This is a genomic window from Armatimonadota bacterium (assembly GCA_016125185.1).
GTDB lineage: Bacteria > Armatimonadota > Fimbriimonadia > Fimbriimonadales > Fimbriimonadaceae > Fimbriimonas.
The window spans coordinates 1,298,289-1,311,853 of the sequence record WGMG01000006.1 but is presented as its reverse complement, the minus strand read 5'-3'; the positions used below and the strand labels follow the sequence as shown (position 1 = coordinate 1,311,853).

Below are 13,565 nucleotides of genomic sequence, written 5' to 3'. Positions count from 1 at the left end.
TCAGTGGGTTGCTGCGTAGCGTCGAACGATTCCCGGATAAGGAACATCGGGGCCCTTGGCATTCGCCCACAGCACTCGGTTGAGCTCGTCTTCCGGCGCCTGGTCGTACTCGCTGAAGTCCATCTTTGCCGATGCTGCGGCGCCGATCGACTGAGCGGTGTTCTTAGCGTTCAGGTCGGTTTGCGCCGGGGCAAGGGCGTAGAGTTCGGCTTTAGGACTTTTCGTAAAGACATCGAACATTGGCTGAGCGGCCGCATCGTACTGGGTCATCGGCGGGAGGGAGAGCAGGAGTTCGATGGTGCGGAGCATCGAGCAAGTGGTGTACATCGTGTGATCGACGTAGTGTCGCTTCACATATGGGCCGACCACAAGGCCGAACGTGCGGTGAGCATCGATGTGGTCGGGGCCGTTTTGAGCGTCATCCTCGATGAAGAAGAGCGCGGTCGAATCCCAGAACTTGCTCTTGGAGACGGCTTCGACGATTTTGCCGATGGCTTGGTCGTTGCTGGCGACGGCGGCTTGCGGGGTGAACGTCCCGGGCTTGGTGCCGGTGGTGTGGTCTTCGCCGAGGGACATGATCATGAAGTTTGGCCACTTGCCGTCCTTCTCGCCTTGGTTGAGGTCGGCGATGAATCCATCCACCTTATCTTTGTCGCGCTTGCCCTTCCAGGTGCCGCGGTAGTTCGTGGCCAGCGCTCGTCCGCCGAGGTAGTTCGGGGTGCCTTCGCCGTAGGCTTTGACGGTGAGGCCATGCCGCAGGGCGGAATCCCAAATGTAGTTCGAAGCGGCAAGCTGGACATCGTCGCTCCCGTCGACGTGGCCATGGCTGGCGTAGCTGGAAGTCCAATCGCGCTCGTTGGCGTCGTTGGCGATCGCGCCGTCCGACCAGGCGTGGCCGTCCACGCTCACTTCGCCGTCACAGTACAGGTTGTCCATCAGCACGTAGTCGCGAGCAAGACGGTGGCGATTGGGCGTTATTTTCTCGCCGAAGATGCAGAGGTTAGGATCACCATTTCCTTCGGCAATGTCGCCAAAGACCTGATCGTAAGTTCGGTTCTCCATGACTACGTACACCACGTGTTTGATGGGGGACCCTTTCCCAACTTCGCTCGGGACGATCGAGTTGCTCGGTTTGGCAGTCGTCATCACGTTGGCCAGCTTGAAAGGCGTATTGGTTCGGACCTGGGCGGTGTACTTGTCGAGAGCCGACCGGTCGGGGACAGGCATGAACGAGACCTGTCCTTGAAGGGTTTGGCCGATGTAGTTGAACGATGTTCCCCCGACTTTGACTTGGAGTGAGCCTTTGGCAGGCGGATAGTTGGGAACCGAACTGAGGCCTTTCCCGACAGAAACGAGAAGCTGATCACCGGCAGCGAGGACCGACGTTGGGTACCAGCCGGTGGGGATGAACCCGCGAATCTCGGTCTCTTCTCGATCCGAGATGTCGGCGACCATCACATCGTTGTTGAGTGCGTTGGCGACGTAGAGCGTTTTGCCGTCGGGACTGATCGAGACTCCGACCGGTGAGGAACCTTCGAGGCTCGTAGGCTCGATGGCGGTGTTGAGAATTTCGCGCGAGTTTTCCGGAATGCGGGTCGCTGGAGTGGATTTGTCGGTGGCGTTTTCGAGGGTCTTGGTCTGGATGACGTGGACCGTGTTGTCGCCGGCGCAACTGACGAAAAGGCGGCCGTCGGGCGCGACGACCATATCATTTGGACGGATACCAACGTGGATTTGGCGGACGACTTCACTCGTTTGGACATCGACCACGCCGACGCTACTGGAGCCCCATTCGCTCACATAGAGGTAACGAGGGTCGGCACCGAAAGCGCACGAGTGCGGGTTGGCGAGGACGGGAATCTTCTTCTTGATCTCCCATGATTTTGGATCGACCTGCCAAATGCAAGCGTTGGCTTCGTCGCAGGCGTAAAGGTCTCCGTCGCCCGGCTTGACCGCCAGACCGGCAACGAACGCGCCCTTTTCGTCGACGTGACCGTCGCTGGACGTGAATTTGCCCTGGTCGTATCCGAAACTGCTGATTCCTCCCGCATTGCCGGTGCCCACGTAGAGCGTCTTTCCGTCCGGCGAGAAGGCAAGGCCATTCCAGACTTTGGGTAGCGTTTTGTCTTCGATGACTTCGTGGGTTTTGAGATCCAAACTCGTCAAGTGAACACCTTTGAAGCCTTGGGAGGTGGTCACGACCTGTTTACCGTCGGGCGACAGCACAAGCTTGAACGACATATCGCCGATGGTGGTGTGCTCACCGACTGGCGTGACACCCCACCCATTAAACAGAAGGTGGATGCCCGGAACCATCATCGCGATTTTGGGACCGAGGGCGGCGACGGCAATGGTGGCACCGACGCTGCCGACGAGGAGGATGGGCTTCCAGGACTTCATGCTCCGAGGCTACCAGAACTTTGGTACCGCCAGAGGTGTCGTAACAAAACCTTTACGCGGAGACACGCTTGACGATGCGGACAATGGTTTCGAGGGAGTCGCGGAAGCCCATGCGAAGGTACATTCCATGGGCGACTTCGTTGTGACTGAGCACATGGAGGAAGGGAATCTGGCCCCGCTCCATCTCCTCGCGCATGACGCGATGCATGAGACGTTTGGCGTAGCCCCGACCGACATAGTTGGGGTGGGTGCAGACGCCGCTGACCTCTCGCAGCGGCGGGGCGTCGAAGCGCTCTCCAGCCATAGCGATGAGGCGATCGTCGTCGAAGTAACCGTAATAACTACCCAATTCCAACGTCCGAAGGCCGAACGGTCCGGGGTTGGTGAGGAGGGCGAGATCGAGCGCCTGCTGGGCGTGCTGGGGACCGAGTTCGACCATGTCATCATCGTCGACTGGTTCCGGCGTTGGACCCTCATAGATCATCTTGAACATCGTCGACTCGGCTTCGATGCTCCAGCCTTCTGGAGGCGAGCCCGACCATCGTTCGCAGTAGAATCGGTCGCCAGGCTGACAACAAGACATGAGGGAATCGAAGTCGGGATTCGCGACATCGGCAAAGACGAGGATGGGTGAGAATCCGTCCGCATAGCGACGGACGCCGCCCGAACCGATGGCAAAATGGCTTTGCACGCCGGTCATCGTTCGCCAAATTACGTCTTCCGGTACTTCAGCCATCGCCGTCCTTATTGTATCTCGTGGGCTAACGTAGCCCTCGGCGTAAGGAAACTATACAAATTAGTCAAGATTGAAAAGGAATCGTTGGATTTGTGGGACCTCGGGGCATTGAGACTCGGCACAATCTTGAAGTGAGCCCCGCCAGATGTCGTGGTCCGAGCGGGAACTCACGCGAGAATCACTATGAAGCGAAACTCTTCAATCTTAATTATGATCGGGCTTGCCGTCGTTCCCGCCGTTTCGTCGGCCCAGACTTGGCTAACGGCGTCTCCTTCGGCGACAACCTACTACGGGGGGAGCCTTTTCAACTTCACCAACGACTCGGCAACCGACCTGCTCTTGACAGGGCGATTCGACCTGAATCTCAGCGGCGCCGGAGGCTCGTCGAACTCGTATCAGGTTTACACCAAGTCGTCGGCTCTTTCGGGACAGGAAACCGACGCTTCGGCCTGGACACTTTTGGGAACGTCCGCAGTAGCCTCGTCCAACCCGCAGGGTTCCTTCACCACGATCGATGTGGGGAATACGTTCGTGGTTGGTGCGGGTCAGACAATCGGCCTGGCAGTGTTCCTGGCTACTGGGCCAGACTCCAACGGCAACTTTCCCTCTGACGGATTCATTGGATATTCCTCGGGGGCACACAGCTACTCGGATGGAACGGCGACGATCTCGACCGGATTGACGAAGGGCTACCGAGGCGGCTTTGATCCCGGCGTCGATCAGCTTTTCGACGTTGACACTTTTTCACCTCGGTCCTGGAGCGGTCGGGTCGAATATGCGCCGGTACCCGAGCCGGCCAGCCTGGCCGCTTTAGGCCTTTTCTCTATCGGCCTCTTCGCTCGAAAGCGAAAGAAGAGCTGATCGACCAGCGGCCCGCATAAAAGGCGGGCCGCACTTCACTTTATGAAACATTCCCGCGCTTTCACGTTGATCGAACTTCTCGTCGTCATTGCCATCATCGCGATTTTGGCCGCCATCCTTTTTCCCGTCTTTGCCCAAGCGAAAGTGGCGGCGAAACAGAGCGGTGAGGTGAGCAACCTGCGGCAGATCGGCACCGCCACCCAGCTTTATCTAGCCGACAACGACGACGTCTACTATCCGCTGTACTACGTCGACTATAACAAGGTATCGACGCCCACTAACTTCGGACTTTGGCGGTGGCCATGGCTCCTGCAACGCTATACGAAGTCATACGATATCTTCTTCTCTCCCGGCGATGCAGCGGGCCAGGCGTTCCTCGGCACGAAAGCGACCGATGCCAGTTGGGGCTATCTCTTTGGGCTAAGCCCGAGCTGGGGGTACAACCAGGAGCTTTTCTGCCCAGAAGACCAGACAACTGGCGAGTTCGTGCCGGTCTCGGCGACGTCGCTCGGCTACCCCTCGGAGGCGATGCTGATGGGAAGCAGTTATTGGGGCACGAATTCGACGAGCCCGAAGACTGGGTACTACCGCATCTATCCACCAGCGGAATGGGCAGGATCGCCGCCCCTGAACGGCCTAAGCTTTGGCCATTTGTGGCCGCGCTTTCGAGGATCGCACACCGGCGTGCTTTTCGCCGATGGGCATGTGAAGGTTCGGGCGCTGACTTCTATGAAGGAAGCAAGGCTATGGACCGGAAGCGAGTAGCGCTGTGGACCGTGGGCTTGGTCGCCGCGGTCGTTGTTGGGGTGATCGCCTGGCGGTTCTCCTCAAGCGACGACTCGGCTGAGATCGCGAAGATCAAGGTGCAGGCGGGGTCGATGGCGTTAAAGGAAGACAAGCCGGAGCGGCTCGTCAAACATCGACCTTGAAGCCGAGTTCCACATCCGAGGCGGCTTGCCCGCCGCGGATGCCCCAGTTCTCCGTCGGAATCTCGTGGAGAACAATGGTGACGTGGTCCTTGGGAATCGCCAGCCTTTCGAGGTTGCCGACGATTTCCCGGTAAAGGGTTCGCTTGGCTTCCAACGACCGACCGGAGAAGGCCTCGATGGTCACGAGCGTGTAGGCTTCTGGTTTGGCCAGTTCGGGAGAAACGGCAAAGCGATGTGGATCATGGGTGACGAGCCGAATGGTTCGGTCGTGAGCCGGAATCTTGAACGCGTCCCGTAGGGCGGCGTGGACGGCGGCCATGAGGGCAGTTTCCTGCTCCGGCGGGTACTGGCGTCGCACCTCGATGAGGACGTTGGGCATTTCGCTTAATTGTACTTAGCCCTTGCCCGAAGGCAAGGGCTTCCGACTTACTTCGAGATAGTGTCGACGAGCGGCACGCCAACGTTTCCGGTTGGCGATTCGATGCCGAGGAGGCGGCAGATGGTCGGCGCAATGTCCGACGTGTGGACTCGCTTGAGGTAGTTGCCCGGCTTGATGCCCTTCGCGTGGAAAAAGATCGGGACGTGGGCGTCGTAGTCCCACACCGTGCCGTGGCCGGTTCCGGTTCCACCATCGGGGTAGATTCCCGGCGCTTCTAACATGAATACGTCGCCGCCCAACTGGGTGTTGAAACCGTTGACGATGCGCGAGAGGAAGGGAACCTGCGGGACCTGGTTGTGCATGATCTGGGTTCGTGTGTAGGCGGCGAAGACGCCCTTCACACTGGCGACGGCGTCAGCGGCGACCTGTTCGACCTCGGGCATATTAAGGCCCTTCTTGGCGGCCAAATCGCGGTTCAGATAAAGGTTCTGTTCATAAAGACCGTCGCCCATCAGCCACGATCCTTCGCCGAATTTGGCGGTGAGCGCCTTCTGGGCGGTTTCCTTCACTTCATCGCCGAGACCACGGAACACACCGGTCTTGTAGACGTCGTTGGATTCCTCGGGGATAGGCACGACTCCGTGGTCGCCAGTGACGACGACGGCGACGTTATCCATGCCGCCCGGAACCTTGGCGTTAAGGTGGTTGAAGAATTCGCTGAGAAGGCGGTCAGTGCGGATCGTGATGTCCATGACCTCGGGGCTGTTTGGCCCGTACTGGTGGCCGACGTAGTCATTGGTCGAGAGATTGACCACGAGGATGTCGGGGACGTCGCGCTGGCCCAACTGCTCGTTATCCACGGCGTGGGTGGCGGCATCGAAGGTCAGCTCGTTGCCGTATTGGCTGGTGATCATCGGTCCCCAAAGCGACTTGTCCACCTTGGTGCTCATGGCGTGCGAGAAAGGCTTGCCATTGGCGGCTGGCTTCTCGGCGGGCGCTCGGCGCGAGATCGAATAGACGTCGTCGGAGAGCAGAGGCTCCCAAACTTTGCCCGCATACTTGTCCCACGGTCGCTCAGAGTCGAACTTGGAAACCCAGGACGGCAACTGTTTGTTGGGTGCGTACCACGTGCTGGTGACCCAGTTACCGGTGCCATTGTCCCACCAGATGACGGTGTCGGCGGCGTGCCCGGCCATCAGGATGGCGGCGCGGTCTTTGACGGCAACCCCAACCACGCGAGACTTGCCGTTGGTGGCCATCTTAAGTTCATCGCCGACCGTCGTGACGGTGAGGTTCTTAGGGCTCATCGGTCCGCTGGTACCGCCAACGGTCTGGACGTCGGGGTCGGAGACCACATACATCGATTTACCGGTGGTCCGGTTGAACCAATCGTTGCCCACAATGCCATCGTACGCCGGCTCTGAGCCGGTCATGAGGGTTGCGTGACCAGGGCCGGTGGCAGTCGGCAGGTGATTGTGCATCGCGTTGCGAAAGTCTGCGCCGGTATCCATCAGATATCGGAAACCGCCCAGTTTGCCGCCCGACTTGGAAGGTAGGAAGTACGGGTAAAACCGCTCGACGTAGTCGCCACGGAATTGGTCGATGGAGAAGAGGACGACCAGTTTGGGAGGGTTGATTCCGATTCGGGACGCCTGCCCCTGTTGGGCAGAGCCGAGGGCGAGCATAGCAAGGAACGTGGTCACAGGTTCAGAATACCTGCCGGTATTTTTGCGGTGGAGGGGGCCTTAAGGGTCTCTTAACAATTAGTCCGGCAGATTGAATTTGGAAGCGCCCATGTTGTCGGTTCCGAAGTGTTTGAAGCCGACTTTTTTCGCTAACTCCGGTGGTGGCATGAAGGCTGCGCCCAGCTTCATCGATGGCACAATTTCGCTTCCTTGGTCGCCAGGTGGCAAGTGGACGGGTCCATCCTCTCTGCACAGGAGGTTGTGGCCAAATACGTATTGACCGTTTTTCCAGTTTCCGCCAAGGAGCTCGGTTCCTTTCCAGAGGACCACGTTGTGCTCGAAGGTGAAGCTGATGTGGTCCTCTTCACGCGTTCGGATGATTTGGCCGTCTTGTTTTGCGAACGCAAAGACGTTGTTGCGGATAATGTTTTCTTTGCCGTAGTGCTGGTGGAACCCGCCGGTTTTGGTATTGGTGACGATGTTGTTTTCGATCAGTATCCCGCTACTGCCTTCGTCGGTGTAGATTCCCCAGCCGCCGTAACCGCGGGCTTGTACGTTGTCGATTCGGTTATGGCGCAGGATTGTTCCGGGGGAGACACCCAGGGTGTAGATGCCACCCATATCGGAGAGCTCGCTCTGCCCGATGTCCCAAATATGGTTGTTCTCGATGACGTTCTTGACGGCATTGCTTGGCCCGTAACCCCATGACCAGCCGACGGAGACACCTGTGTAGAACAGATCATGGATGTCGCAGTTGGTGACGGTGTTATTTCCGCTATTTCCAATCCAGATCCCAACTGCTGGTGCGAAGATTCGCCCGCCGCCGTCGATGATGCAGTTCTGGACGAACGTCTCGGACGTGTTGTGCCCAATCTTGATTCCGCCACCACCTAGGTCCATCAGTTGACAACCGATAACGTTAGCGCCTTCGCACCCACCTAGAAGTTCAATGCCATAGGTGCCAAGATTGGTCAGCTTTACGTTGCTGATCGTTGTCTGTTTGGCGTTGGAGAGTTGGATCGCGCCAGGCACGCCAACTGCCGCTTGGCCATCGCCGGATTGACTGGCGGGGTAGTCCCACTGGGTTCCGGTTAAGTGCACGCCGTCGAGTCCAAAGTTTTGGTTGTCGTGGACTTTGAGCAGGATTGGCGTGACAGGTACTTCGGGTCGCCAATCCTGCAGCCGTTCCTTTGGCATGGGAAGGTAATAGACCTTGCGGCTTGGCTTGTCGAAGTACCACTCTCCCGGCTTATCGAATGCTTCGGCGACATTTTCAACCACGTAAGGGGCGCATGCTCCGGTGTAATCGTCGGCGAGTTTGAAAACGCTTTTCTTTGCGAACTCGACAGAATTCGTTTTCTCGTCAACGGACTTGATGGGCAGAGTCGAGGTGACCCAATAGTGGTGGGCGACGATCTCCACTTGATCGAGATTCTTCCAGTTTTTGATATCTCCGGCTCGGAACCGCATTGAGGTTTGACCGCTATTCCATGCGACGTTTTCCTGACCTTCAGGATAGCCAGCGAACTGATAGAACCCGGTCTCGGGCAGCCGAGGACGAGGGAGGCGCTTGCCGTGCCAAAAAAGCTGTTTGGGGTTAACGCCATCGGGCACCTCAGCGCTCCAACATTCCTGTCCATTAAATTGGTCCGCCTTGGCATGAGTCAGGACGACGCTTCCCGAGATGTTGGCTCCTTCCTCGCCTAGGATGTCAACGTCTGAGTAGTCGGGTCCGAGGTCGATAGGCGTTGTCGTTCTTAGCATGCCCGAAAGGTGGACTTCGATCGGCACGCTAGAATCCTTCGAACGAAGACTATGGATGACCTCCGTCAGCCGCTCGAAGCTCCGTAGGCTTTTCTTTGCCGAAAGGCCGTCATTGGCGTCGTTCCCTCGTTCGCCAAGATATAGTTTTTGGGGAGCTAAGGCGAGCAAGACAACGGCGACAAGCATGGCTCATTTTAACCTGATCCGTGGGTAACATGGCCCCATGATCCACGCCATCGGCAATACGCCTCTGATTCAGCTCAAGCACTTGCCTGGGCCGGACGACGCCGAGGTTTGGGTGAAGTGGGAAGGCGCCAACCCGACGGGAAGCATGAAGGATCGCATGGCGCTCGCGATGGTGATGGGCGCGGAGTCGATCGGACTGCTGGAGCCGGGCGGGACCGTGGTCGACTACACGGGCGGCAGCACCGGCAGTTCGCTCGCGATGGTTTGCGCGGCGCGGGGCTACAAAGCGCATTTCGTCTCGTCCGATGCCTTCGCCGAGAGCAAGCTGAGGACGATGCGGGCGTTCGGTGCCACGGTCGAGATCATCCCTTGTGAAGGTGGCAAGATCACGGCGGAATTGATCGCCAAGTGCATTGACCGCGTGCAGGAACTGACCGACGAACCGGGTTACTTCTTTACCGACCAGTTCAACAACAACGATAATCGGCGGGCCTACCGCATTATGGGCAAAGAGATTTTGGGTGGACTGCAGGGACGGCTGGACGCCTTTGTGGCGGGAGTCGGCACCGGCGGATGTTTTTCGGGGAACGCGGAGTACCTTAAGGAGCATCTGCCACTGGTTCAATGTTACGCAGTCGAACCGATGGCGTCTCAGGTGATTGCGGGTGAGGAGCCGAAGGGCGGCCACCGCCTAGAAGGCATGGGAGCCGGCTTTGTGCCTGGCATCTTCCGCGATGATTTGTGCGATGGCACGGTTCCGGTCAGCGACGAAGACGCGATGGAGACCACACGGCAATTAGCGAAGAAGGAAGGATTGTTCGGTGGAACGTCATCGGGGGCCAACGTCTGGGCCGCGCTTCAGAAAGCGAAAGAATTGGGCCACGGCCACCGCGTGGTCACCGTGATCTGCGATTCTGGCCTTAAGTATCTCGATGGCGATTTGTACTTCGAGTCGTCACTTTAGATTCCGTCGGCGTCTCCGACATCGAGTGTTTGCGGCGTCAGGGGCTTTGCGTCTTGCAGGTCGTCTCGCTTGGTAAGGAAAAGGCGACCAACCCTCGCTCCACCGCGTTTATAAGGTCCGATCCAAGGATTGTATATCGTGATCATCTTGGCGTTCGGTCCAGGACCGATATATTGACCCATGCACAGAGATTCCACTTTCGAATGGTCGGGATCGAAGGAGAAGGTGAGGGCATGCCAGCCGTCTGACATTCCGTGGTGCGCGAATAGCAAAAACTGGTTTTGGTCCTTTTTGAACTTAGTCCAGCCGGGATAGCAATGGTCGAATCCTGGATCGTAGAAGAAGGCCGGTCCATAGTCTTCGTCCTTCGATTCGGGCATTGGAGCACTTTTCACCGTTCCCGAATGGATAAAGTCGAAGCCGTCTTCTTGGATGGCGAGGGCAAAAGTGTCTTTGCCATTGCCGCCGGTGTAGTAGATCCTCTTGTCCGTCGGTGTCGGAACTTCCGTCGCATTTGGTTGTCCGGGCGACCAATGGGTCAAGCCGGAATGGTCAGCTTTGACCATGAGGATGCTTTTGCCGTCGGGATCGAGAGTGGCGTCCGAGACAAGTTGCTTGGGGGCGTAGTATGGTCGGTAGTCCTTAAGGACGACGATCTGCCGAGGATCGCAGTCCGTGTATTTTCCATCGGGCACTAAGTAGGACACAAAAACGTAGCCTCCCGAATAGATTTCGAGTCGTTCCACGCTACCTTCTGGAAGCGAGCCTCTTTTTCTGCGGGCGCGCAACTCTAGGTCGTAGGTGTAGAGCTCGTTGGCGTTGGATTTGGAATCGTGCTGAACATACAGGACGGTCTTGAAGTCCACGAATCGCGGGTTCGAGAGAATCTGCTGGGAGCGAAACAGGAGTTTGGTTTTGCCTGAATCGATGGTGTAGACATAGAGGCCACCGTCTCCATTGGGTTTCACGATGCCTTTTTTGGAGACCGATATGGGTTTGGCGTCGAAAACGATTTGGCGAAGGGGTTTAGGAACACCTGATCCGGCAAGAATCGCCAACAGGGAGAACATTGTATTTTCATCATACAGCCTTGGTCGGCAGACGATGGAAGTCAAAAGAAAAGCCACCCCAATTTGGGGTGGCTTTGAGATCAATTTTGCGTCGTGAGGACTAGCCGCCGCAAGCGGAGATGCCCTTCGCGGCCCACAGGCAGATGTCGCCAATGATTCGGTCGTAGGGGATGTTCTTCGCGTGGCCGTCGGCGAACTGAGCGTTGAGCGTGCCGCCCGCGAAAGCCTTACCGAGGGCATAGGCTTTAGCCGTACCCGCGCCAGCCGCCAGAGGACCCGACTCGCCACCGGTGTAGCTCCAGTTGGCGCCACCGAGGTTCTTCCAGTAGTACTTGTACTGGCCGCCCTGGTTGTTGATGAAGTTCTGCATGTCGGTGAGCTCGGTGCCCGTAAACTTCGTGAGGTCCAGCTTGCCGGATTCGTTCATGATGTCCGGAACCGCGCCATAGTAGCGTGCATCGGCGATCATGATGATGCCTGCCGGGCTGTTGATCGAAGTGTGGCTAACCGCAGCAGCGAGACCCTGACCGGAAGCGTCGAACGGATCAGCCGGGCTGAGCCATCCATCGTTGTGACCATAGCTGTTCTGGCCGCCGTAGTTGGTACCGATGCAGCCAGCGCCGGTGCAGTTGAGAACCGGGCCCTCGTTCGCGGCGAAAGCGTCGCTCTGGATCGGGCTGCGGAAAATCTGCTTGTTCTTCATGTACGGCTGGAGCATGAACATCCAGTAGTATCGCTGCTCGGAACCGCCGCTGAACTTCGAAGCTTCGGCGGTGAGGTTGCCGTTGCCATCGAGGTACTGCGAACAAGTCTGAAGCGCGCCGTTAACCTTACAGTTAAAGCGGTGCGGATAGAGCATGTCGTCGTAGTCGGCGAGGTACAGCATGGTACCGGTGCCGATCTGCTTAAGATTGCTGAGGTCAGCGGACTTCTTGGCAGCAGCTTTGGCCTGCGCGAAGACCGGGAATAGAATAGCGGCAAGAATCGCGATGATTGCGATAACCACGAGAAGCTCGATGAGCGTGAAGGCCTTTCTCATTTGAACACCATGTGAGAGCTTTTCGGGCTCCCTACAACTCAAATAGTGTGATTTCAGGAATCTGGGGTTAACGCGGGCTTAACTTTAGGTTAATGGGACTTTAACAAGCCGCTAACCTTACGTTAACAAACCTGGCAGGCTTGCGGGGGCTTTTGCTGGGTGGTCTAGTTCGGTGAGGAACGGCAACGAAAGCGTACAATCTTGAGTAAGAACACTAATGGATCACGGCGCCACTTTGCTCACCATCTTCGTCGCCTACATGGCGGCGATCATTGGCGGCGAGATTGCGATGCGGCTGAAAATGCCTTCCGTGGTTGGCCAGATATTTGGCGGAATCGTCGTCGGCAAGTCGATGCTCGGGTGGGTCGGCGGAGAACCGAACTCCATCGTTTATGACTTGGGCGAGCTTGGTGCGGCGTTCCTGCTGTTCTCGGTCGGCCTTGAGACGCCTTTCGAGAAGATCGGCAAGGTAGGGAAGGAGGCGATGGTGGTTGCCATCCTCGGCGTCATTTTCCCGTTCGTCATTGGCTTTGCCTGGGCGCACTTTTCGGGCTTTCCCAACAACCAGGCGGCGTTTGTCGCGGCGGCTTTCATCGCCACCAGCGCGGGCATCACAGCGAAGGTCTTGCAGGAGTTAGGGGTGATTGACCGAACCTACAGCCAGGTCATTCTCGGTGCGGCGGTCATCGACGACGTCCTGGCGATGTTGGTTTTGACCATCGTGTCCGCCCTTTCAACTGGTCAGGGGGTGAATATTCTGTCGATCGCGATCGTGATTGTCCAGTCGCTCGGATTCATCGTTCTGATGGCGACCTTAGGACGACGATTCGCGCGGAAGAACAGCCGAATGCTCGATAAGCCCATGAGCCCGCTCTCGATTTGGTCGCTATCGATCGCTTTGTGCATCGGCGTGGCTGTGCTGGCAAACAAGCTCGGCTTGGCCGCCATCATCGGCGCGTTCTTGGTGGGAACGGTGTTGGCCGAGACGGATTACAAGGAGTGGATTCACGAAAAGGTCATCGACCTCAACGAGTTCATCGTGCCATTCTTCTTCATTTCCGCCGGACTGAACGTAGACATCATGGCCTTCAACAACTTTGGGGCGATCGGCAATCTTTTGCTGGTGTCCGTGCTGGCGATTGCAGGTAAGTACGTGGGAGCTTGGTTGGGCGCTAAGGAGAACCGTAAAGTGGTGGGGATGGGGATGGTGCCCCGTGGCGAGGTTGGGATCATCGTCGCCGGACTCGGATTCCAGTTCAAAGTGATCGGCAAGGATATTTACTCGCTCTTGGTCGGGATGTCGCTTCTGACCTCGGTGGTAGCGGCTCCAATATTGAAATGGTTCGTAAGGGACGACAAGGTTAGCACGATCCCATCGGACTCGGCATAGGGTGATTCGCGCCAAGAAATCCTTTCGTTAGTGAGGGGGAAAGGATGGTAGCGACGAACAGACTTGAACTGTTGACCTAACGGGTATGAACCGTTCGCTCTAACCAACTGAGCTACGTCGCCACGCGCTCGAAAAAGATACCTGTTTTGGAATCTTCGGTGC

General features: G+C 57.5%; 12 protein-coding genes and 1 tRNA gene. 5 read left to right on the top strand and 8 right to left on the bottom strand.

Going from position 1 to position 13,565, the window contains the following annotated elements:
• The gene (locus GC165_14170; GenBank protein MBI1334014.1) at positions 1-2,400 is read right to left on the bottom strand and encodes a phosphoesterase; all 2,400 of its coding nucleotides are present in this window, start codon (positions 2,398-2,400) and stop codon (positions 1-3) included.
• Positions 2,401-2,452: 52 nt separating this feature from the next.
• Positions 2,453-3,136 carry a GNAT family N-acetyltransferase gene (locus GC165_14165; protein ID MBI1334013.1) on the bottom strand — a complete coding sequence of 228 codons (684 nt, stop codon included), beginning with the start codon at positions 3,134-3,136 and terminating at the stop codon, positions 2,453-2,455.
• 183 nt (positions 3,137-3,319) lie between these two features.
• On the opposite strand from GC165_14165, the gene GC165_14160 reads away from it, so the two are divergent.
• The 3 genes from GC165_14160 to GC165_14150 are packed head-to-tail and all read left to right on the top strand — an operon-like array spanning position 3,320 to position 4,926.
• Positions 3,320-3,997, top strand: a complete 678-nt coding sequence (locus tag GC165_14160; protein ID MBI1334012.1) for a PEP-CTERM sorting domain-containing protein — start codon at positions 3,320-3,322, stop codon at positions 3,995-3,997.
• Positions 3,998-4,039: 42 nt separating this feature from the next.
• Positions 4,040-4,762: a prepilin-type N-terminal cleavage/methylation domain-containing protein gene (locus GC165_14155; GenBank protein MBI1334011.1), complete on the top strand. Its 723-nt coding sequence runs from the start codon at positions 4,040-4,042 to the stop codon at positions 4,760-4,762.
• On the top strand, positions 4,744-4,926 hold the full coding sequence (locus GC165_14150) for a hypothetical protein (protein MBI1334010.1): 183 nt from the start codon (positions 4,744-4,746) through the stop codon (positions 4,924-4,926). The genes GC165_14155 and GC165_14150 overlap by 19 nt, the downstream gene beginning before the upstream one ends.
• On the opposite strand, the gene GC165_14145 is transcribed toward GC165_14150, so the two are convergent.
• From GC165_14145 to GC165_14135, 3 genes are read right to left on the bottom strand one after another with little or no spacing between them, the layout of a single operon-like run.
• Positions 4,910-5,305, bottom strand: coding sequence for a tautomerase family protein (locus GC165_14145; protein MBI1334009.1), 396 nt, complete (start codon positions 5,303-5,305; stop codon positions 4,910-4,912). The two genes, GC165_14150 and GC165_14145, sit on opposite strands and share 17 nt — an antisense overlap.
• Before the next feature lie 47 nt (positions 5,306-5,352).
• Positions 5,353-7,008 carry a hypothetical protein gene (locus GC165_14140; protein MBI1334008.1) on the bottom strand — a complete coding sequence of 552 codons (1,656 nt, stop codon included), beginning with the start codon at positions 7,006-7,008 and terminating at the stop codon, positions 5,353-5,355.
• A gap of 60 nt (positions 7,009-7,068) precedes the next feature.
• Positions 7,069-8,940 carry a hypothetical protein gene (locus GC165_14135; protein MBI1334007.1) on the bottom strand — a complete coding sequence of 624 codons (1,872 nt, stop codon included), beginning with the start codon at positions 8,938-8,940 and terminating at the stop codon, positions 7,069-7,071.
• Positions 8,941-8,980: 40 nt separating this feature from the next.
• On the opposite strand from GC165_14135, the gene GC165_14130 reads away from it, so the two are divergent.
• Positions 8,981-9,904, top strand: coding sequence for a pyridoxal-phosphate dependent enzyme (locus tag GC165_14130; GenBank protein MBI1334006.1), 924 nt, complete (start codon positions 8,981-8,983; stop codon positions 9,902-9,904).
• On the opposite strand, the gene GC165_14125 is transcribed toward GC165_14130, so the two are convergent.
• Together GC165_14125 and GC165_14120 are read right to left on the bottom strand one after the other, a co-directional pair.
• Entirely contained in the window at positions 9,901-10,974 is a 1,074-nt protein-coding gene (locus tag GC165_14125; GenBank protein ID MBI1334005.1) for a hypothetical protein, read from the bottom strand. The two genes, GC165_14130 and GC165_14125, sit on opposite strands and share 4 nt — an antisense overlap.
• A 100-nt stretch (positions 10,975-11,074) precedes the next feature.
• Positions 11,075-12,013, bottom strand: coding sequence for a prepilin-type N-terminal cleavage/methylation domain-containing protein (locus GC165_14120; GenBank protein ID MBI1334004.1), 939 nt, complete (start codon positions 12,011-12,013; stop codon positions 11,075-11,077).
• A gap of 217 nt (positions 12,014-12,230) precedes the next feature.
• Between GC165_14120 and GC165_14115 the strand changes: the two genes are divergently transcribed.
• Positions 12,231-13,403: a cation:proton antiporter gene (locus GC165_14115; GenBank protein MBI1334003.1), complete on the top strand. Its 1,173-nt coding sequence runs from the start codon at positions 12,231-12,233 to the stop codon at positions 13,401-13,403.
• A gap of 45 nt (positions 13,404-13,448) precedes the next feature.
• Here GC165_14115 and GC165_14110 read toward each other — a convergent pair.
• A tRNA-Met gene (locus GC165_14110) sits at positions 13,449-13,525 on the bottom strand.
• Positions 13,526-13,565 lie beyond the last annotated feature (40 nt).

Excerpts from the sequence above, each read along its gene's own strand:
- GC165_14170 (MBI1334014.1), bottom strand. The coding sequence starts at position 2,400 with ATGAAGTCCTGGAAGCCCATCCTCCTCGTCGGCAGCGTCGGTGCCACC.
- GC165_14165 (MBI1334013.1), bottom strand. The coding sequence starts at position 3,136 with ATGGCTGAAGTACCGGAAGACGTAATTTGGCGAACGATGACCGGCGTG.
- GC165_14160 (MBI1334012.1), top strand. The coding sequence starts at position 3,320 with ATGAAGCGAAACTCTTCAATCTTAATTATGATCGGGCTTGCCGTCGTT.
- GC165_14155 (MBI1334011.1), top strand. The coding sequence starts at position 4,040 with ATGAAACATTCCCGCGCTTTCACGTTGATCGAACTTCTCGTCGTCATT.
- GC165_14150 (MBI1334010.1), top strand. The coding sequence starts at position 4,744 with ATGGACCGGAAGCGAGTAGCGCTGTGGACCGTGGGCTTGGTCGCCGCG.
- GC165_14145 (MBI1334009.1), bottom strand. The coding sequence starts at position 5,305 with ATGCCCAACGTCCTCATCGAGGTGCGACGCCAGTACCCGCCGGAGCAG.
- GC165_14135 (MBI1334007.1), bottom strand. The coding sequence starts at position 8,940 with ATGCTTGTCGCCGTTGTCTTGCTCGCCTTAGCTCCCCAAAAACTATAT.
- GC165_14125 (MBI1334005.1), bottom strand. The coding sequence starts at position 10,974 with ATGTTCTCCCTGTTGGCGATTCTTGCCGGATCAGGTGTTCCTAAACCC.
- GC165_14120 (MBI1334004.1), bottom strand. The coding sequence starts at position 12,013 with ATGAGAAAGGCCTTCACGCTCATCGAGCTTCTCGTGGTTATCGCAATC.
- GC165_14115 (MBI1334003.1), top strand. The coding sequence starts at position 12,231 with ATGGATCACGGCGCCACTTTGCTCACCATCTTCGTCGCCTACATGGCG.